The sequence below is a fragment of the Nonomuraea sp. NPDC003707 genome, assembly GCF_053587055.1.
Genome location: NZ_JBSFNK010000051.1, coordinates 22,780 through 41,573, shown reverse-complemented (window position 1 = coordinate 41,573; position 18,794 = coordinate 22,780). Strand labels below are relative to the sequence as shown.

Annotated in this window: 27 protein-coding genes; 25 read left to right on the top strand and 2 right to left on the bottom strand. The window is 66.0% G+C overall.

Annotated elements, in window-relative coordinates; translation table 11 throughout:
* Positions 1-52: 52 nt before the first annotated feature.
* From ACWDRB_RS60580 to ACWDRB_RS60555, 6 genes are all read left to right on the top strand, one after another.
* The gene (locus tag ACWDRB_RS60580) at positions 53-817 is read left to right on the top strand and encodes an alpha/beta fold hydrolase (RefSeq protein WP_449910764.1); all 765 of its coding nucleotides are present in this window, start codon (positions 53-55) and stop codon (positions 815-817) included.
* Positions 818-842: 25 nt separating this feature from the next.
* Positions 843-1,643 (top strand): alpha/beta hydrolase, encoded by an 801-nt coding sequence (locus tag ACWDRB_RS60575; protein ID WP_449910762.1) that lies wholly within the window; start codon positions 843-845, stop codon positions 1,641-1,643.
* Positions 1,644-1,717: 74 nt separating this feature from the next.
* Positions 1,718-2,503 (top strand): SDR family NAD(P)-dependent oxidoreductase, encoded by a 786-nt coding sequence (locus ACWDRB_RS60570; RefSeq protein ID WP_449910760.1) that lies wholly within the window; start codon positions 1,718-1,720, stop codon positions 2,501-2,503.
* Between the two features lie 15 nt (positions 2,504-2,518).
* Positions 2,519-3,556: an integrase core domain-containing protein gene (locus ACWDRB_RS60565; protein WP_449910758.1), complete on the top strand. Its 1,038-nt coding sequence runs from the start codon at positions 2,519-2,521 to the stop codon at positions 3,554-3,556.
* A gap of 876 nt (positions 3,557-4,432) precedes the next feature.
* Entirely contained in the window at positions 4,433-5,269 is an 837-nt protein-coding gene (locus ACWDRB_RS60560; RefSeq protein ID WP_449910756.1) for a hypothetical protein, read from the top strand.
* A gap of 79 nt (positions 5,270-5,348) precedes the next feature.
* A complete protein-coding gene (locus tag ACWDRB_RS60555; RefSeq protein WP_449910755.1) occupies positions 5,349-6,365 on the top strand; it encodes an NAD-dependent epimerase/dehydratase family protein in 1,017 nt (338 codons plus the stop codon).
* Here ACWDRB_RS60555 and ACWDRB_RS60550 read toward each other — a convergent pair.
* Together ACWDRB_RS60550 and ACWDRB_RS60545 are read right to left on the bottom strand one after the other, a co-directional pair.
* Positions 6,362-7,654, bottom strand: a complete 1,293-nt coding sequence (locus ACWDRB_RS60550) for a hypothetical protein (RefSeq protein WP_449910753.1) — start codon at positions 7,652-7,654, stop codon at positions 6,362-6,364. The two genes, ACWDRB_RS60555 and ACWDRB_RS60550, sit on opposite strands and share 4 nt — an antisense overlap.
* A 241-nt stretch (positions 7,655-7,895) precedes the next feature.
* Positions 7,896-8,279, bottom strand: a complete 384-nt coding sequence (locus tag ACWDRB_RS60545; protein WP_449910752.1) for a GntR family transcriptional regulator — start codon at positions 8,277-8,279, stop codon at positions 7,896-7,898.
* A gap of 350 nt (positions 8,280-8,629) precedes the next feature.
* Between ACWDRB_RS60545 and ACWDRB_RS60540 the strand changes: the two genes are divergently transcribed.
* The 19 genes from ACWDRB_RS60540 (at position 8,630) to ACWDRB_RS60450 (ending at position 18,781) form a co-directional block, all read left to right on the top strand.
* Positions 8,630-8,803 (top strand): hypothetical protein, encoded by a 174-nt coding sequence (locus tag ACWDRB_RS60540; protein WP_449910750.1) that lies wholly within the window; start codon positions 8,630-8,632, stop codon positions 8,801-8,803.
* 103 nt (positions 8,804-8,906) lie between these two features.
* Positions 8,907-9,065 carry a hypothetical protein gene (locus tag ACWDRB_RS60535; RefSeq protein ID WP_449910749.1) on the top strand — a complete coding sequence of 53 codons (159 nt, stop codon included), beginning with the start codon at positions 8,907-8,909 and terminating at the stop codon, positions 9,063-9,065.
* A 43-nt stretch (positions 9,066-9,108) separates the two neighbouring features.
* Positions 9,109-9,267: a hypothetical protein gene (locus ACWDRB_RS60530; RefSeq protein WP_449910747.1), complete on the top strand. Its 159-nt coding sequence runs from the start codon at positions 9,109-9,111 to the stop codon at positions 9,265-9,267.
* A gap of 185 nt (positions 9,268-9,452) precedes the next feature.
* Entirely contained in the window at positions 9,453-9,629 is a 177-nt protein-coding gene (locus ACWDRB_RS60525; protein ID WP_449910746.1) for a hypothetical protein, read from the top strand.
* Between the two features lie 26 nt (positions 9,630-9,655).
* Positions 9,656-10,027 (top strand): RapZ C-terminal domain-containing protein, encoded by a 372-nt coding sequence (locus ACWDRB_RS60520; RefSeq protein ID WP_449910744.1) that lies wholly within the window; start codon positions 9,656-9,658, stop codon positions 10,025-10,027.
* 87 nt (positions 10,028-10,114) lie between these two features.
* Positions 10,115-10,483 carry a WhiB family transcriptional regulator gene (locus ACWDRB_RS60515; protein WP_449910742.1) on the top strand — a complete coding sequence of 123 codons (369 nt, stop codon included), beginning with the start codon at positions 10,115-10,117 and terminating at the stop codon, positions 10,481-10,483.
* On the top strand, positions 10,483-10,866 hold the full coding sequence (locus ACWDRB_RS60510; protein ID WP_449910740.1) for an RRQRL motif-containing zinc-binding protein: 384 nt from the start codon (positions 10,483-10,485) through the stop codon (positions 10,864-10,866). Before ACWDRB_RS60515 ends, ACWDRB_RS60510 begins: the two co-directional genes overlap by 1 nt.
* On the top strand, positions 10,863-11,126 hold the full coding sequence (locus ACWDRB_RS60505; RefSeq protein ID WP_449910738.1) for a hypothetical protein: 264 nt from the start codon (positions 10,863-10,865) through the stop codon (positions 11,124-11,126). Before ACWDRB_RS60510 ends, ACWDRB_RS60505 begins: the two co-directional genes overlap by 4 nt.
* Positions 11,123-12,421: a DUF2637 domain-containing protein gene (locus tag ACWDRB_RS60500; RefSeq protein WP_449910736.1), complete on the top strand. Its 1,299-nt coding sequence runs from the start codon at positions 11,123-11,125 to the stop codon at positions 12,419-12,421. Before ACWDRB_RS60505 ends, ACWDRB_RS60500 begins: the two co-directional genes overlap by 4 nt.
* Positions 12,418-12,711 carry a hypothetical protein gene (locus ACWDRB_RS60495; RefSeq protein ID WP_449910734.1) on the top strand — a complete coding sequence of 98 codons (294 nt, stop codon included), beginning with the start codon at positions 12,418-12,420 and terminating at the stop codon, positions 12,709-12,711. Before ACWDRB_RS60500 ends, ACWDRB_RS60495 begins: the two co-directional genes overlap by 4 nt.
* Before the next feature lie 5 nt (positions 12,712-12,716).
* Positions 12,717-13,091 carry a hypothetical protein gene (locus ACWDRB_RS60490; protein WP_449910732.1) on the top strand — a complete coding sequence of 125 codons (375 nt, stop codon included), beginning with the start codon at positions 12,717-12,719 and terminating at the stop codon, positions 13,089-13,091.
* Positions 13,088-13,564 carry a hypothetical protein gene (locus ACWDRB_RS60485; RefSeq protein WP_449910730.1) on the top strand — a complete coding sequence of 159 codons (477 nt, stop codon included), beginning with the start codon at positions 13,088-13,090 and terminating at the stop codon, positions 13,562-13,564. The genes ACWDRB_RS60490 and ACWDRB_RS60485 overlap by 4 nt, the downstream gene beginning before the upstream one ends.
* A 9-nt stretch (positions 13,565-13,573) precedes the next feature.
* Positions 13,574-15,622: a hypothetical protein gene (locus tag ACWDRB_RS60480; RefSeq protein ID WP_449910729.1), complete on the top strand. Its 2,049-nt coding sequence runs from the start codon at positions 13,574-13,576 to the stop codon at positions 15,620-15,622.
* Between the two features lie 8 nt (positions 15,623-15,630).
* On the top strand, positions 15,631-15,909 hold the full coding sequence (locus ACWDRB_RS60475; protein ID WP_449910727.1) for a hypothetical protein: 279 nt from the start codon (positions 15,631-15,633) through the stop codon (positions 15,907-15,909).
* A 280-nt stretch (positions 15,910-16,189) separates the two neighbouring features.
* Positions 16,190-16,501 (top strand): hypothetical protein, encoded by a 312-nt coding sequence (locus tag ACWDRB_RS60470; RefSeq protein WP_449910725.1) that lies wholly within the window; start codon positions 16,190-16,192, stop codon positions 16,499-16,501.
* Positions 16,502-16,520: 19 nt separating this feature from the next.
* Positions 16,521-17,192 carry a hypothetical protein gene (locus ACWDRB_RS60465; RefSeq protein ID WP_449910723.1) on the top strand — a complete coding sequence of 224 codons (672 nt, stop codon included), beginning with the start codon at positions 16,521-16,523 and terminating at the stop codon, positions 17,190-17,192.
* Entirely contained in the window at positions 17,189-17,443 is a 255-nt protein-coding gene (locus ACWDRB_RS60460; RefSeq protein WP_449910721.1) for a hypothetical protein, read from the top strand. Before ACWDRB_RS60465 ends, ACWDRB_RS60460 begins: the two co-directional genes overlap by 4 nt.
* Positions 17,444-17,511: 68 nt before the next feature.
* Positions 17,512-17,967, top strand: a complete 456-nt coding sequence (locus ACWDRB_RS60455; protein WP_449910719.1) for a single-stranded DNA-binding protein — start codon at positions 17,512-17,514, stop codon at positions 17,965-17,967.
* 235 nt (positions 17,968-18,202) lie between these two features.
* The gene (locus ACWDRB_RS60450; protein WP_449910717.1) at positions 18,203-18,781 is read left to right on the top strand and encodes a MazG-like family protein; all 579 of its coding nucleotides are present in this window, start codon (positions 18,203-18,205) and stop codon (positions 18,779-18,781) included.
* Positions 18,782-18,794 lie beyond the last annotated feature (13 nt).

Below are 18,794 nucleotides of genomic sequence, written 5' to 3'. Positions count from 1 at the left end.
CGCAGTCATGTGACGCTCGCGAGGCGCGCAAGGAGCTTCCTACGGTGAGGCCATGACCACAGGGAGATCCTTCAGAAACGGCAGCACGCCGACCGTCGTACTGGTTCACGGCGCCTTCACGGACGCGTCGAGCTGGGCGGGCGTGATCGCCGAGCTCCAGGCTTCCGGGATCCCCGTGACCGCGGTGGCCAACCCGCTGCGCGGACCGGCCACCGACGCGGCCTACCTGGCCGGCGTCGTCGCCGCGATCGACGGTCCGGTCCTGCTGGTGGGTCACTCCTACGGCGGTGTGGTCATCACCCGGACGGGAGCCCAACCGGGCAACGTGATCGGGCTGGTCTACGTGACCGCTTTCGCCCTGGAGGAAGGGGAGAGCGTGCTGGACGTCACGGGCCGCTTCCCCGACAGCCTGCTGGGCCCGGCGCTGCGGCCGGCCGTCTTCCGCACGGGCGATGGAGAGGAGGCCGTGGAGCTGTACCTCAAGGACGACCGGTTTCCCGCGGTGTTCGCCGCCGACCTGCCCCGGCGCCTCACCTCGGTGGCGGCCGCCGCGCAGCGCCCCATCGCGGCCGTGGCGTTCGAGGAGAGCTCTCCCGCCGCAAGCTGGAAGACGCTGCCGTCCTGGTACGTCGTCGCCACCGCCGACCAGGCGATCCATCCCGCCGCACAGCGTTTCATGGCCCAGCGCGCCGGGGCCGACACCATCGAGGTCGACGCGTCACACGCGATCGCGCTGTCGCAACCGGCAGCCGTGGCCGGCCACATCCGCGCCGCCGCCACCGCAACCCAGGCCGTCCAGCACACCCATCCGGCATGACAGCCGTGTTCCTGAGGAGCAACCGATGACCGCACCGACCATTCCCGTCATCTTCATCCACGGCCTGTGGCTACACGCCACCTCCTGGTCCTCCTGGACCGAGCTGTTCACGACCGCCGGCTACGACGCGACGGCCCCCGGCTGGCCGGGCGACAGCGAAACCGTCGAACTGTCCAGAAAGGACCCCGACAGCATCGCCGACCACGGCATCGACGACGTCGTCGCCCACTACACGGAGATCATCAACGCTCTGGACGTCAAGCCGATCCTGATCGGCCATTCCTTCGGCGGCATGATCGCCGAGAAGCTGCTCGGGCAGGACCTGGCCAGAGCCGCGATCGCGATCGACGCCGCACAGATCAAGGGGGTGCTGCCGCTGCCGCTGTCGGCGCTGCGCTCGACCCTGCCGGTGTTCAAGAACCCGGCCAACAAGCACCGGGCCGTCTCCCTCACCCTCGACCAGTTCACCTACGCGTTCGGCAACGCCATCCCGGCTGAGGAGGCCGCCGAACTGTACGAACGCTGGACCATCCCCGCGCCGGGCAAGCCGCTGTTCGAGGCCGCCGCCGCCAACTTCTCCCCCCATTCGCCCGCCAAGGTCGACACCGGCAACAACGCCCGGGGGCCGCTGCTCCTGATCGCCGGCGGCAAGGACCACACTGTCCCCGAGACCGTCACCAAGGCGACCCTCAAGCAGTACCGGGACTCCACCGCGATCACCGACTTCCAGGAGTTCCCCGACCGCGGCCACTCCCTGACCATCGACCACGGCTGGCGTGAGGTCGCCAACGCCTGCCTGACCTGGCTCACCAGGAACCACCTCTAGACGAACCAGAGCATCCGCAGCGTTGAGCGTCACCACCGGTCAACGCTGCGGACTGTGCCGCAGAAAGGGATGCCATGGACTTGAAACTGCAGGGCAAGGTCGCGGTGGTGACCGGCGCCAGCAAAGGAATCGGGCTCGCCATCACCCAGGCCCTGGCCGAAGAGGGAGCCCACGTCGTCGCCGGATCACGCCGAAGCACACCTGAACTGAAAGAACTGGGTGCGAAAGGAAGCGTGCGGGCGATCGAGGTCGACCTCGCCACCACCACGGGCCCGGCCCAGCTCGTCGCCGCCGCGCTGGCCCACGGACGCCTCGACATCCTGGTCAACAACGTCGGCGCGGTCGCGCCGCGCCTGACAGGTTTCCTGAACGTCACCGACGAACAATGGCAGCACAGCCTGACGCTCAACCTGATGGCGGCGATACGCACCACCCGCGCGGCGCTACCGGCCATGCTCGCGGCCGGGCACGGCAACATCATCACGATCAGTTCGGTCAACGCATTCCTGCCTGACCCAGGAGTGATCGACTACAGCGCCGCCAAAGCCGCCCTCACCAACTTCTCCAAAGCCCTGTCGAAAGAGGTCGGGGCCCACGGCATCCGCGTCAACACCATCAGTCCCGGCCCAGTCACCACGGACCTGTGGCTCGGAGACGAAGGCGTCGCCGCGACCGTTGCCCGCGCAAGCGGGGCTGACCCGGAAGCGGTGGCCAAGCAGGCCGCCGCCCAAGCCGAGACCAGCAGGTTCACTCATCCACACGAGATCGCCGACCTGGTATTACTCCTGTCCAGCGACCGGGCGGGGAACGTCACCGGCACCGACTTCGTCATCGACGGAGGACTTACCAAAACCCTGTGAACCTACAACCGATGTTTGCAGCATCTCGCGGGTTGGGTGGTGCTGCTGGGTCGTTCGCAGAGGTCGAAAGACGCGGAGATCCTCGTCTTGCGTCATCAGCTCGCGGTGTTGCGTCGGCGGGTGGCACGGCCCCGGCTGTCGTGGGCGGATCGGGCGGTGATCAGCGCGCTGGCGCGGCTGCTGTCTCCAGCCGGTCGTCGGCGGTTGTTCGTGACGCCGGGTACGTTGCTGCGCTGGCACGCCGATCTGGTACGGCGGCGGTGGACCTTCAAGCGCCGCAGCCATGGTCGGCCTCCCATCCGCGCCTCCATCCGGGCCTTGGTACTTCGTCTGGCCCGGGAGAATCCGCTGTGGGGATACCGGCGGATCGCCGGGGAACTCACGGCTCTGGGCTACCGGGTGGGAGCCTCCACGGTGTGGCTCATCTTGAAGAAGGCGGGCATCGACCCGGCGCCGCGACGCGTGGGGCCGACCTGGAGTGAGTTCCTGCGTGCTCAAGCTACGGGGATCTTGGCGTGCGATTTCTTCCACTGCGACACCGTGCTGCTAAAGCGCCTGTATTGCCTGGTCGTCATGGAGCTCGGCACCCGCCGGGTGCACGTTCTCGGCGTCACTGAGCACCCGTCTGGCCCGTGGGTTGCGCAGCAGGCCAGGAACCTGGTGATCGAGCTGAGGAACAGAGCGGAGGGGCTCAGGTTCCTTATCCGCGATCGGGATACGAAGTTCACCACGATGTTCGACGAAGTCTTCACGGCCGAGGGCATCGGCATCCTCAAGACGCCGCCTTGGGCTCCGCGGGCCAACGCGTTCGCCGAACGCTGGATCGGCGGCTTGCGCCGAGAACTCCTTGATCGGATCCTCATCGTCAACGCCCGCCACTTACGGCGCGTGCTGGCTACCTATGAGACCCATTTCAATGAGCATCGCCCGCATCGCTCCCTGGGCCAGGCCGCTCCACTGCGAGCCCTTCCCGACCCGGTCGAGGCCGATATCAAGGTCATCCGGCGTGACCGCCTCGGCGGGCTGATCCACGAATACACGCAGGTCGCGTAGGGTAGCCGAGTTCGTGGCACCCACAGGGTTATGAAGGTTAGGTGCCGAGGCTCGAACCCGGAACCCGCGGATCAAATATCTGCTGGGCAGCGAGGGGTGGCGGATGAAGCAAGTGCCGGAACCGATCTTTGACCATGCGCCAACTGCGACTTGGATGAGCGGGCCGTGAAGGTGTTCTGACTTGATCTTCTCTTGATCGTCACGCGGTCTGACGTGACGTTGGCACCCTAAATGATCTACCGCATCACACAACCCGCGCCGATGAGCAACCACCGAGCAACCAACCATGATCAACAATGTGATCGAAGGCCGGCGAGAACCGAGAAACCCCAGGTCGAACGCGGTATTGAAGAGTAGGGCGGGTGGGACTTGAACCCACGACCCACGGATTATGAGGGCGGCTATCGTTTTGACTGCATCGCGCCTCTGACCTGCGGAATCATGCTCGACGAAATGGTGACATTGGGTGTTTGGGTAGGTATTGGGTAAGGATCAAGCTTGTGCGCGACTCTCCGCCTCTGGGGCCGGGGTGCACCCAAACTATCGCGGCACCTCGGGATCTAGTCTTTAGCATGCATCGGAGCCCCTTCGGAGTGCACCATGTAATGAACATGTGCAAGTTCGAGGATCGCGGGGGCGCGACCTAGAGTGTGCCTCCGCGTCGGCGCTTGCATTGGTGACGACGGTGGCTGGAAGATGAAAAGATCATTTCAAGCACTTCGCGATGCTGTGTCGAACATTGAACCGTTAATGGCCGCAGGTCTTCAGCGGCTTACGGATGTTCCATGGATCCACCGTGCTATAGATGCTGCGTGGAGGAAGAGAGTTGCACGGCTGTCTTGGAAGACAAAAGTCTACTTGTCTCTCGTTGCCGTGGTGGCAGTCGCACTCATAGCCGGGTATCGAAGCTATGGCTCGGAGTTTTCGAGCAACTTGCTCGCCGAAGTGGCAGGAATCACTACGAGTATAGTAATCGGTTTCGCCTTGGTGGATCGACTTATCGAAATCGAAAATAAGCGCAAATGGGAGCGAGTCAGCAACTATCTCACGAGAGGAATTATGTTTCATCTATATGAAATGCACTTTTTGCTAATGGCATCCGCTGCTATGTTCGCTAGGGACCTTGCAGTGGACGATGAGGATGATGAGGTTGCAACAGATTTGGCATCCCGTTTTCGTTCATTTGCGAAGTATGTCAGCGAAAATACGGATACACTGATGCACCTCCATGACGATGAGCAGATAATCATAAGCGATGAGGATGGACTGTTTGATTCGGACGAGGGATATATGGTCCGCACGGTGAGTGAAGGTGATGGAGCTCCTCCTATCCATTACGCACCTAATGAGCGGGTGGCGGGGATAATACGAAAGAAGTTGCAGGATGAGCAGTCGGCGGAATCCATATATCATCCCCTGAAACCGCACGTGCGGACGCTGCGTGATGTATTCACTCCAAGAGTTCTTGAGTTCGGGTATGAGCCGGAGTTAGTGGAGGCGCTTGTTGTCGTCGAGGAGGCTGAAGAGCATTGGGCGTCCACGCTCAGGCTAATCAAAGATGAGTGGGACATTCCGGAGGAGTCTGGTTGGCTGGCTGCGGCTGGCTTATTGGAAGCCTGTGCAGCTCTGGCGGAATGCGTACAACCCAAACTTGGAGGCGCGATCAGTTCTGGTCGGATAGGATACGCGATCACCGCCGAGGATCTACAGTGACAACGACTCGGAGTCGATTAAAGACCACCTTTTGACAGACAACCCGAACGAAGACCAGGTGCAGGAAGGTGCTCCTAGCATGACCAGAATTCTCGTCCTTGGCGGTACCGCCTTTGTTGGACGTGCCATCGTGGAGAGTGCTCTTTCGTATGGTTGGGATGTGACTGCGTTCAATCGCGGGCTGACCAGCCCGTCAGTTGAGGGCGCACGGACAATCAACGGGAACCGGGACAATCCTGCGGACATCGAAAAGCTGGCTTCGGCCGGGCCATGGGATGCAGTTATTGACACGTCGGGATATGTTCCTCGGAATGTACTGGCGATGGCGCAAGCCCTGGAGCCTGTGACAACGCGATACGTCTTCATGTCAACAGTGAGCGTCTACGCCGACTGGCCTGCTAGCCCTCTTACAGAAAGCTCTACCGTTCTTGAGTGTCCGCCGGATGCAGATGAGAGCTTCGGGGAAGATGTAGAAGATGGCCCAACCAGGTACGGATATCAAAAGTCCGGGTGTGAGTTGGCCGCTCGACTAACGTTTGGTGAAGAGAGAACCACCGTACTTAGGCCTGGTGTGGTGCTAGGGCCTCGTGAATACGTCGGAAGACTGCCATGGTGGCTGAGAAGAGTCTCGGAAGGGGGGCGCGTTCTGGCTCCGGGAGATCCTTCGCGAACCATTCAGCCTGTAGATGTCCGTGACCTTGCAAACTTCGCCATCCATTCGGTAGCACGTGACCTATCAGGAAACTTCAACGTAACTGCGCCAACTGATTTTGATACCTTCGGCGGCCTGCTGAGTTATTGTGCGTCGGTCACGCAATCGAACGCGCAATTCGTTTGGGTGGCCGACGATGTCTTGCTAGCGTCCGGAGTGCGTCAATGGTCTGAGATGCCGTTGTGGCGCGTGCACGCAGGTGTTTGGCGTGTCTCTTCGGACCATGCTCGTTCCTGTGGTCTGGAATGCCGGCCACTTATGAGCACTGTGCGCGACACCTGGGAATGGCTGAGGGCGACAAGTAGCCTTTCGGCGCATGAGCGCTCAAGTGAGATAGGGATTAGCAGGGTCCGGGAAAATGCCGTTCTGGCTTCACTGGACTAGATGGCTTCGTCAACCACGTCGGGTTTAGCGGCGGTTTCTTTCAGCCAGTCATTGATACGAGACGATAGCGCCTTGGACTTGAGGTCTTTAGGCTGCCCGTCGTTGTCGAGGGTTGCCTGAACCTTAGCCAACCTACCGGCAAGGGAGGCATTGCGTAGCTCCCGGGGTAGTGCGAGCGCTGCTTCCAATTTCTCTTCGGCGGCGTCTCGATTCCCGCTAATCAGATGTGCGGCAGCAAGGTCTAATGTTGCGCCCGTCGTTGGGGAGAATGGACGCCTTTCCTCCGGAAGGGACATGTAGACGTTCAGAGCGGACTCCGCGTAGGAAGCTGCTTTCTCGCCGTTTCCGACATGGAGCCATGCGGCGGCGGCACATGCAGCCGCCCGCGCATCGTCGAACGTGAACTCTCCCCTGATTGAGTCATTTAGCTCGTCTGGGCGCCGCGCGCGGTCCTCAAAGTCCGACCGGGCTTGCGCAAGCACCTCGCCAACCGCCTGCTCATTACCCTGAACTGCATGAGCGCGGCTAGCGATATAAAGCAGGCGGTAGTGAGGAACCCCGGGAGGAGCGATTGACAGGCCCCGCGACAAATAGGATAGCGATTGCTCTGGTTCGCATCGCCAAAACGCGAGAGTGCCTTGGAGTCCGAGCGTCCACGCTTGGAGCGACGAATGCCCGGCAATCTCGGCGTACGTTGTAGCTGACCTTGCAAGGGTGGCTGCCGCCTGCCAGTTGCCGAGGTCGAATGCAATCGAGCCCATCAGCGCATTCGTTTGTCCAAGTATGACGTAAAGGTCTGCAAGGTCAGACGGACGGAATGTGCGTTGGACCAAGGTTCGAGCCAGATCCCTTACGTCTCTGGCGTCCACGAACGCGACCATCGGAGGGCGAGACGAGTATGCGCGAGCTACGTACACCGTTCGGTCGTGCAGGTCGGAGATGCTTTCAGTTGGACATTGAGCAGCTCTCAGCGCTGCGTCTTCCGCGGACTCGTTAGCCGCGACCATTACCACCTCGCGAGAGTCGTGCTTGCGTTCTCGGGTTGGTTCTTGTGTATGCCGCTCAAACAGTATAGCAAACCGTGCCTTTACGGCATCTGGTGCCGTTTCAAGTGCAGTATCAAGCACCTGTTGCATTGCTGGCACCGGAACAATGTCCGGCTCTGCATCCCATTTGGCGACGGTTCGGGTAGCGACCCCTAGATGATCCGCATACGCCTCAATGCTCATGCGCCACGCAGTACGGAGCGCGCCGGCCTTACGCCCGGTCCAAAGATCGACAACCACCATGCCCCTACCTGCACTTCTCGGTGTCTTTCCCGTGCGCCTGCACTACTAGTGCATCACGAGTGCAGCGCCAGTGCGTAGCGAATGCATGGCTTCGGTCAGTTCGTTCGCGTTCACTTGAGAGTGCAAGGCCGCGACGGATCACCTGGAGTGCACCAGCGCACAAGTAGGTCCTGAGGCGAGGCCAATCGAAGTCGGTGGATCAGAGGGGAGGATACCTAAAATGGCTCCTTGCAGAGATCGTCTATTTCGCGTGAAGTCGATCGACAAGCCCGGCAAGAGCATCTTCGGCTGATACCAGCATCTTTCGGGCGTCCTTAATCTGCTGTTTTACCTCTGCCAGTTCGGCCCGAAGTTGATCAGAGGTGCTCGTCAGGGGTGCCTCTGCCGGGTCAAGGACATAAGCCCCGCTAGCGGCGCGGATTGTCACCATGCCCTCAGCTTGGAGAATTCGCACAGCCGCCTGCGCGGTGTTTTGTGCCACTTCGTACTTTTCTGCAAGTTGCCGATACGAGGGCAGGCGGGCACCTGCCGGCCACTGTCCGGCCTCAATGTCCGCCCGGATGATCGCCGCAAGCTTGTGACTCGCGTGGATCTTCTGGCCTTCCTCACCTGATCGCTTTTCCACACGGCAAGCGTACTCGACTGCCTTAAGGCAGTCGGTTGACGTGAGCCGGGCCATGCTCTATTGTCCTGAGTCAGTTGAACTGCCTTAAGGCAGTTGTGGCACCCTGCACAGCTCTACGCCGTAGCTGGGACGGCGGCGCACCCGCGCACCACTAGGGCTGTCGCACCTGATCGTTTGAGAACTGAACAGTGACGACGAAGGGTCACCGCCTCCCGCGAAAAGGCGGCCTAGCAGGGCAAACGAGCCCCTGCGCCACTTCAACGTTCACCTATTTCGCCAACGGTGAGAGGGCCTGGTGCCCGATGTGCCGCGGCTCTCTCACCGCTGCCGCCCGAAGGGATAGATGCACCGTGTACTCCGAGCGCAGACCACTGCGCCGCTTCCTGCTCTACCTGCTTCTCGGCCTTGTTCTGGTGTTCGTCGTTCGACAGCCGGACAAGGCCGCCGACATGGCTACCAGCGTCTTCAACGGGCTGATGACGGTGGCCGATGCGTTGGCCTCCTTCGCCAACAACCTCGGTTAGTCACCGCCCGCCGACTCTTCCCCTCAACCGCCCTGATGGTCGTAGGCGGGGTTCGACTCCACGCCAGGGCGCTACCGCCAATCCTCGCGCCGAAGGGATCACCATGAAGCGACGTAAGGCCAGCCAGTTCTACGGCCCCGGCGAATCACACGTGGGCGACTGCCCGAGATGGATCGCCCTCATGCGGCGACGACGCCCCGAGCTGCGTGAGCGCACGGTCATCGTGTATGGCCGCGGCCCGTGGCCCTGCTGGGACTGCTGACCCGGCCCCTTCTCCTCTGCCCGACAAACCCAAGGGAGTGCTCATGTTGTCGATCCGCCTAGTCGGCGCACCTGCAGAGGTCGCCGATGCCGTCCTGACCCTGCGTGAGGCGTTCTCCATCACCGCCATTAGGGGCCTGTGCCCTTCGGTGCCAAACCAGTCGAGTGTGCGCGTCTACATCGAGGCAGACGCCGGCGCTTGACCTTCCTCGTCTGAGCCCGACCAGCAGACACCCGGTGTGCAAGTCCCGGGCGGGCACGACCGACGCGCCTCAGGCGCACCCCAACCACGAAGGGAATACGTCCGTCCGCACCGCTGCCGGTGATGGCGCGCCCAACCCCGCCAAGAGTAGAACGCGCCGCCGGCTCCTCAAAGGAGACATCCAGCATGTCACAGACTCCTAGTGACCCGGCCTACGACCGAGCACAGTCCAAGTTGACCCGCGATGCCGCGCACCGCTATCTGCAGCCCGATTGGGGCAAGGAGAACCTGCGCACCCGCGAGGCGTACGACCGCGAGCTGTCGAAGACCATGCCAGTCATCGGCCGGCGAGGCCGCCGATGATGGAGCGGCCTGGCCATGCCCCCTCGGTGGAGATCGTGTCGTTCGGCTACCTGCACGGCGAACCGCCGGCCGCGCATCTGACGATCGATCTGCGGCACCACTTCAAGGACCCGCACATCTCACCCGAGCTGCGCTACATGACCGCGCATGATGAGCCAGTGCGTACCACGGTGCTGGCCACGCCCGGCATCGCCGCGCTGTTGGAGGCCACCGCCCACGCGGTGGTCGCGTTCCTGTCCGGCCCGAGCGCCGGCCCGGTCTCCGTAGCCGATGGCTGCGCCGGCGGCCGGCACCGCGCGCCGGTCTTTGCTCAGCATCTGGCCGACCGGCTGCGCCGAGACGGTCTGTCGGTCACGTTGCACCACCGCGACTTGGACAAGCCCGTCATTCAGCGCTGACCCATTCCACTTCACCCGGGGGCGGCCCCTGATCCGCCAAGACCTGAGCCGCCCCCTTTGACTCCTTGTAAAGGAGCACCACCCATCATGACCTACGACCTGACCGCGCCTCCCCGAGGGGCGCGAGCGCTGGCGCGAGATCGCGCGGCGCTGAGCCTGCTGGCCGCAGTCACAGGGGATATGCCGCGCCAACTGGCCGAAGAGGCGGCGTGCGGGTTCGACCCCGAGCTGCACAGCGGCCCCGACAGCTTCGCCGAGGAGAGCGCCGAGGAGCGTGCGGCGCGTGAGCAGGTGGCGCGCGAGGTGTGCGCGGAGTGCCCGGTGTGGGCCTCCTGCCTGTTCTACGCCCTGGACGTGCGCCCCCAGACCGGCGTGTGGGCCGGCCTGACCGCCGAGGAAATCGCTGCCATCGCCGGCGAACACGACGCCTCGACACACTCGCCGGAGGTGGCCTGATGTCCCGTATCCGCGCCCGATTCTGGGATCCCGCCGGCCAGCGCTACGGCCTGCCGACCTGGCCCTGGCGGATGGCACCGCCGCACCTGGTGACCCTGCGCCAGCTCACCGCCGCCGGACTTCGGCCTGGCGGGCAGAGCGTACAAGGACAAGTGCTGTGGCGCTCGCGCCGCTACCGTGCCCGCGGAGGTGTGCGCGCCGCCTACCTCTACGACGTGCGTTTCGCGCTGCCCAAGCGCACGGCGACCGCCCGGCAACGCGCCGCCCTGGCCAAGGCCAACGCCGCCCGCCGGACCTGCCCCGACTGCACCCGTGACGTGGGCTACGTGCTGGCCCGTCACCTCGGCATCTGCAACGACTGCGCCGAAAGGAGCGCCGCATGACCGCCCCGACCGACACCCCTACACACGCCCCGTCCGCCAACGGCGCCGGCGCCAAGCAGGCCACCCGCGCCCTGTTCATTGTCATCACGGTGCAGAGCCGCCACGGGGAGATATCCACCAGCAGCCACGCCGTGACCGTCCCCGTTGGCATGCGTCACCAGGACCTGCTGACGCAGGTACTGAATGAGGGCATCCCCGAGCACCTGCGCGGCAAGTCCGTCGTACTGCACTACTCCGTTCACGCGGCGGTGATCACGTGACCACCTACTGGGACACCAAAGCCGCCCGCACCGTGGCGGGCGCCGACGCGGAAACCCGGCTGGCCGAAGCCGAGGCCACCCGCGCCGAAACCATGCTCCGTGTCGAGGCGCAGCGGCTGGCGCTGCAGGCTCAACAGGCTGAGCAGGCCGACCAGGCCCGTGCCCGGCGCCAGGAGGCTCAGGCCAAGGCGCGCCGGGAGCGCCGGAGCGAGCGCGACAAGCGCCGCAAGGAACGCCGCCAAAGACGCCAGCAGGCCATCACCGCCGTGGCCGCCGCGGTGAGCGAACGCGCGCCGCTGCTGGTCGGCGCGGTCGCGATGGGCGCCCCGATCGTCATCGCCTGGAACGGCCAACTGGAGTTCGGCCAGGCCGTCATGCGCCTCGGCGCGCTGGCGGTGACCGTGCCGATCGCGCTGGAGGGCAGCGCCTGGTATCTGGCCTGGCTGACCCACAAGGCGCTGGAAGCCGACAAGCCGACCGGCCAGCTACGCGTCTGGACGTGGCTGCTGGCGTTGACCGCCGCGGCGATGAACGTCTGGCACGGCATCACCGGCGAGGCGTTCGGCGCGGATGGGCTGCAGGTCGGCATCGTGCGCGGCCTGGCCTCCCTGCTGGGAGTCGGGCTGTGGGAGCTGACCGTGATGGCGCGCCGCCAGCGCAATGCCGGCCGGTCCCTGGCAGAGCTGCGCACCACGCTGTGGCGACGCCTGCGCTACCCGCGCCTGTCCTGGCAGGCTGCCAGCATCCTGGCCGCCCGCGGCCCGGCCTGCTGCGCCGATGATGCCTGGCATGCGGCGTGGATCGACCGCTATGGCATCGACCCCGAGGCGCCCCGGCGGGAACGCCGGCTCGCCCGCCGGATCATCCGGCGTCAGGCCCGGCTGGACCGCAAAGCGATCAAGGATGGCCGCCTGTCCATGGTCGGCGGTCTGATGATCGGACGACCGATCCCGATCGTCGTTCCCGTCGATCGGACAGTGCCCGCGCCTGCGCGGGTGACGCCCGCTGCGTCGATCGAAGCCGTGCGCGTCGATCCTCCCGGACGTCGATCGACCGATGATCGGCCGAAGTCGATCGATCGACCCTCACGCCGATCGATCGAACCGCCCCGGCGCGACACCGGCCCGGCGCCGCGTCGATCGATCGATGAGCACCGGCAGATCCTGCGCCTGCTGATCGGCCAGGGAGACGTCAGTTCCCACCCGACCGCCGAAGAGATCCGCACGACGTTGCGGTGCGCCCCCAAGACCGCCGCGGCGCTCAAAGACGAGATCGCCAAGGGGGTGACGGCATGAGCCGCCGCCGCACCACCGCCGAAGTCCTGATCGGCGCGCTGGTCACCCTGGCCGCGCTGTCCGTCGCCACGGGGCTGGCCGTGGTCAACCTGACGCCCTGGCCCCGCGAGGTGGCGCTGTGGCTGGCTGGCGCCGTCGCGGGCCTGTTCGCCGGTCCACCACTGCGGGTCTGGCTGGCACTGGTCGCCGCCAGGCTGGCCGGCAAGCCCGCGGTGCGTGCCCACACCGCCCACACCCGCGCGACGCGCGCCGTGTCCGGATCGCAGGCTCGGACCCGGCGGGGGCGGTGATGGCGATGACCAAGACGCCGCGCACGGTGTACGAGATCACCGATGCCGCCCCGCCCCGCACACCCCCGACCATCCCCGCGGCCTGGTATGCGCGCCTGTTGCGGCGCGCCCTCGTGGCCGTGGCTGCCCTGATGCTGGCCGGCCTGCTGCTCGGAGGCGCGTTCAACACCTGGCGCTGGCTGGTCGTCCCGATGCTGCTGGCCTGGGTCGCGTGGCCGTGGCTGCGCTCGGCTCTGCACCGGGCGGCCACGGTCGCGCTGCTGATCCTCGGCGCTCTGGATGCACTGGTCGCCGCCATGCTCGGCACGCGCCGCCTGGTCTATCTGATGCATCAGTTCGCCGAAGTGGTGCGGGAGACCGCACGAAAGGAGAACCTGTGAGCAACAACGGCATCTTCTTCCAAAGCGACGACCCTGCCGGTCGCACGGCCGGCTACAGCGCCACGGCGCCCAGCCCGTCGTCCAGCCCGTCGTCCGGCAAGCCCGGCCGCAACCGCATCCCGGAACTGTCGTCCATCCCGTGGGGCGGCCCCTCGGCGATCACCCGATACGCGCAGGTCGGCCGCAACCTGGCCCGCGACCTCGGCGAGGAGTTCGCCCTCGGCGCCGATGAGCTGTACGCGGTGCTGGTCCGCAGCTTCAAGGGCCATCCGGTGCTGAGTGTGTTCGGCGCCCCGGACGTACGCCGCCGCGCCCGCCGTGTAGTCAAAAGGCTCAAGCGCGCCGCCGAACTGCAGCGCGGCGCCGGCGTGGAACTGGTGAAGTTCCACGCCCAGTTCCGCAAGGAGTTCATCGAGGTGCTGCCGCCGGCCAAGCCCGAAAAGCGGCACACCGAGTTCAACTGGAAGGAATGAGGACGCCAGATGCCCCGCACCACTACACCTGCAACGCCGCCGCCCGCGGTGCTGCCTGCGGTCCCGGACTCCTCTTCCTGGGAGCAGGTGGCCACGCGCGAGGTGTCCAAGGCGCTGCTGTACTTCCCGCCCTGGCTGATCGGCTTGCTGCTGTTCGGCCTCGGCGCGGCCTTTCACTTCACCCTGGCCAGTGACGACCCCCAAACGATCGCCTGGACCACCGCCCTGATCATCACGTGCGTGCTCGTGCTGACCGCGCTGACCTGGCGGCAGTCCCATGCCCGCAGCCTCACCGGGCGGGCACACACAACGCTGACCACGCTCGCCGGCGGGCTGTGGGTATGCGCGGCCACCATCAACGGCCCCGCCACCACCGTGACCGGCCGGCTGATCCTGATCGGCGGGGTGGCGTTCGCGCTGTCGTTCAACATCCGCACCGTCATCCGCGCCAAGCAGATCGACATGAACGCCGCGGTCGCCGACCCGCTGGCCTTCCTGTTCGGGCGCGGCGCCGAAAAGGCCGGCATGCCCGCGGTACAGGCCCGCACCATCCAGGCCACCGCGCACAAGGTGACCGGCGAAGTCCAGCTCGCCGAGGGCCGGCAGATCGCCGATGACCTGCAAAAGAAGGTCCCCTACGTCGAATCCGGCATCGGCCTACCCCCGGGATCGATCACCACCGCCATCGACCCCGACGACGCCAGCAAAGCCAGCGTGACGATCTCCGATCCGCGGGTGATGAAGCACCCGATCGCCTGGCCCGGCCCCTCCCGCGTCGGCGCCAGCATCGCCGCACCGATCCGCCCGGGGCTGTGGCAAGACCTGGACGAAGTCGAATACGTCATCGTCGGCCACCACGTGCAGATCATGGGCAAGACCGGCGCCGGCAAGTCCATCGGCGGCGCCTGGAACGTCCTCGCCGAGGTCGTCACCCGCCGCGACGTGGCCGTGTTCGCCATCGACATCACCAAGGGTGAGCAGACTCTGGGACCGCTCAAGGCCGGCCTCCACCGGCTAGAGACCACCAAGGACGGCGCCCGCGCCCTTCTCGGCGAGATGTACGCCGACATCAAACCGCGTACCGACCTGCTGGCCAGCAAGGGGCTACAGAAGTGGGTCGAAGGGTGCGGGCTCACCTACTGGGTGCTGTGGCTGGAGGAGTTCCCCGACATCTACGACGCCCTGACCGACAAGCAGCAGGAACAGTTCCTGTCCCTGATCAAGGCCATCCGCAGCGCCGGCGGCACCGTCGTCCTCTCCCTGCAGCGCAGCGACTGGACCCAGATGCCCACCATCGCCCGCGGCCAGCTCGCCAAGATGTGCTTCGGCGTCGATTCCGCCGCCGACGCCACCTTCGGCCTGTCCGAGGCCCAGGAAGACGCCGGGTGCCGGCCGGAGCTGTGGAGCAACAAGCAGCCCGGCATGGCCTACCTGGACGCCCCGTCCATCCCCGAAGAGCGGATCACCATGCCCATGCGCACCTACGCCTGGGGCATCACCGCAGCCGGCGAGTTCGACGACGAACAGGCCAACGCCCAGATGCGGGCGCACGCCGCGGCCTTCCCCGCCATCCACAAGCAGATCGATCCCATGACCGCGGCCCTGTCCCGGCTGTCGGCCACGGCGCTGGCTGACCCCGCACCGCTGCCCGCCCTCGACACCACCGAGCCCGACGACGAAGACGACGATGAGGAGGTGCGCAACGTCGCCACCGAATACCTGGCCACCGACGACCCCGACCCTGAGGTGGCCGCTGGCATCGATGACGAGATCACCGACTTCCCCGAGGGGGAACCGCCGCTAACGTTCGCCCCGCCCGAGCCCAAGATGACCCCGGAAGAGCGGGGCGCGGCGCTCATGGCCCGCCTGCATGAACTGTGGGACGACGGCGCCCGCGACGTCGGAACCGGGGACTTCAAGGTGCTGTGGGAGACCACCGACATCTCCCGGTCCTGGTTCCAGAAGCAGATGAGGCGCCTGTCTGAGGCCGGCGTCATCGGCGCCTACGACGACGACCGGCAGCGCTACCTCATGGAGCACCGCCCCGAACTCCCCTAGGAAGGTGAATGCCCCAGGTACGCATCATGGGCGATGACCCCGAACACGTCGAACAGGTCATCTCGCTCCTGCTGGCGCTGATCGACTCCGCCCCCAGCCTCACCGCGGGAGATCCCACCCGCCTGCGTCACCGCAGCGGCGGTGGGCGCATCGTGTTCGACCTCAACGCCACCGACCGCCGCATACCCGCCGACCGCCCCACGCGCGTGCATGCTGAGCGGATCGACAACCAGCCGGCCCCGCGCCCTCGACGCGCGCCCGCCCGGCGAGAGTTGCCGCCCGGCTGAGCACCCTTTCCCCGGCCCTCGTGATCGCGTGGCCCCTCTTCGGGGGCCACGGGCGGGGGCTGGGGGAGGGAGTTACAGGTCAACGCGGGGGCCACGATGCGTGGCCCCCCATCGTGGCCCCATCGTGGCCCCCGCCGTGGCCCCTCGTGTGGCCCCGTTCATCTGAGCTGTGGCTCCCCCTCGTGGCCCCCTCCAAGCAAGATCAAAAACTTTCGCGGATGCATCCCACGCGCAGCCGTGCGCGCGAGCCTGCCCGCACACCCGGAAGGAGCTCACGGCCGTGAGCATCACCACCCGAACCTGCCTGGTCGTCACCTGCACCCGATGCGGCGAGGTGGACGACGAATTCCAGACCCTGCACGCCGACACCCTCGACCAGCTCCGCGACTGGCTCAAGGACTGGCACTGGAGCGACCCCAACACCCCTGAACTCTGCCCTGGCTGCGCGGCTCGCCTCGCCTGCGAGCGCGACAGCCACCAGTGGGGTGAGTGGTGGCCCCGCATCGCCGACCCCAGCTCGCGGTTCCGCTTCTGCGAGCGCTGCAGCGCCGCCGAAAGCGATCCGCCTCTCCGTCCCGCCGTAACGGCCTGAGCGGAAAGGGAACACGACCGTGAACTCGTTGAAGCTCACCGCGGCCGAATGGCGCATCCTGCGTTACCTGGCCGCCCACAGCACCACCGCCACCCGCGTCGGCTTCCGCATCCGGGACCTGCGCCAGCGCACCGGCGCCAACCGTGCCGACGTGGTGGCGCTGGCCGAATCGCACTACATCACCGGCCGGCTCCACACCGAACAGCAGCCTTACCCCGTCCTCATGCAAACCGCCGACAATCCTCGGCTGCGTATCCACCTCACCCCGGCCGGTAAGACCGCCGCCACCGTCCTACAGGCCGCCCACCTCGCCCTGTGCCACCTGCGCGCACGCGGCCCCCTACCCATGGCCGCCCTCCAGCGCGACGCCGGCACCAGCGACGACACCGTGACCCAACTCGAACGACACGGCCACATCGCCATCACGCCAGGTGAATACCTGAGCTGGCAGACCGGCGGCTTCACCTTCCTCTACGGTCCGCCGAGCGCCGGCCCGGCCGGCTGTGACCCCTGCTGGCGCTGTAACACACCCCCGCCGCACGGCGCCCGCATCTGGCGCAACACCTACGGCGACCTGTACTGCGACCCGTGCGCCCGCCACAACGCCGGCGAAGCCCCCACCCCTCTCCTCACCCTGACCAGCCTCGGCCGCCGCTACGCGGAGCCCTACACCCCGCAGGATCCGTCATGACCGGTCTGTCCATCCTCGACACGCTGGCCGCCATCGCGTTCTGCCTGACCGCTCTGGCAGTGCTGGCGCTGGCCCTCCTTCTGGCCTACCGGGTCAACCTCAAGCGCCACCCCTACACCGACTGCCGCCGCTGCCGCGGCACCGGCGAACGCCGTAGCCGCCTGTTCGCGCACTCCTTCGGCTACTGCCCCGACTGCGCCGGCACTGGCAACAAGCTCCGCGCCGGCGTCCGCCTGTTCAACGTCCGCTGACGACCGCGGGCAGCACCCTGCGCACCCTCGCCACCCGAACCTTTCAAATCTGTGGAAGGAAGACCGCCATGTCCGGCGAAACCACGATCACCATCATCGGCAACCTGACCGGCGACCCCGAACTGCGCTACACCCAGACCGGCACCGCCGTAGCCGGCTTCACCATCGCCTCCAGCGCCCGCACCTACGACAAGCAGGTTGAGCAGTGGAAGGACGGCGAGGTCCTGTTCATGCGCTGCTCAGCGTGGCGCGACCTCGGCGAGCACGTCACCGAATCCCTCACCCGCGGCACCCGCGTCATCGCCTCCGGACGGCTGCGCATGCGCACCTATGAAACCAGCGACGGCGACAAGCGCACCATCACCGAGATGACCGTAGACGAGATCGGCCCCAGCCTGCGCTTCGCCACCGCCAAACCCCAAAAGGCCGCCCGCGCCGGCGGCAACGGCCACGGCAACGGCGCGCCCGCCGATGACCCATGGGCCAGCGCCAACCCCTACCAGGGCGACGAGCCGCCGTTCTAAACCGGCCCCCGCAGTGCGGGCCTGACGCGCCACTTCCCCGACGCGTGAGGCCCGCACCCCCTGTCAACACCCCGTCAACCCGTCACCTCACGACAGAGGACCTGCCATGCAAACCCTGACCGACCGACCCGCCGACACCGCCACACCGTGGTCCGCCCCGTCCTTGTGGGCACACATCGCGGCCACGCTCACCTGGCTCGACGGCACCAACGGGCGCACCGACCATGAGCTGTCCATGCGCCTGATGAAGATCGGCGAAGAGTACGGCGAAGCCGTCGCCGCCTACATCGGCGTCACCGGCCAAAACCCCCGAAAGGGCGTCACCCACACCCTCGACGACCTGGCCGGCGAACTGTGCGACGTCGTCATCACCGCCCTGATCGCCCTGGCCAGTCTCACCGGCACTGCGGCCACTGCCGAGGCTGCCATGAACGCGCACCTGGCCCGGCGTTCCCCGCGCCTGGCCACCCTGCTGACCACCCTTCGGCCTCAACTTCGCAACCTCGCCAAGGCGCGGCTGAACGGCTCCCTCGACCGGATGATGACCCTCGCCGGCGAGTTGGACATCACCGCGGGAGATCTCAGGGACCTACCGCACCAGATCGCCGCCGAGATCGCCGAGGGCTGCATCCAAGACGAACGCTCCCACGGCCACGAGGTCAGCCGGGACTGGCACGCCGTCTTTCGCGCCGAGGCAGACGAAGCCGTGACCGGCGGCCTGGAAGGGTTGATCGCCTACCTTCTCGGCAACTTCTACGAAGCCGACGTCGCGGACACGCTCCGGCACGAAGCCGCCTGCAAACCGCCGTTCTGACCCCCTCTTCGGA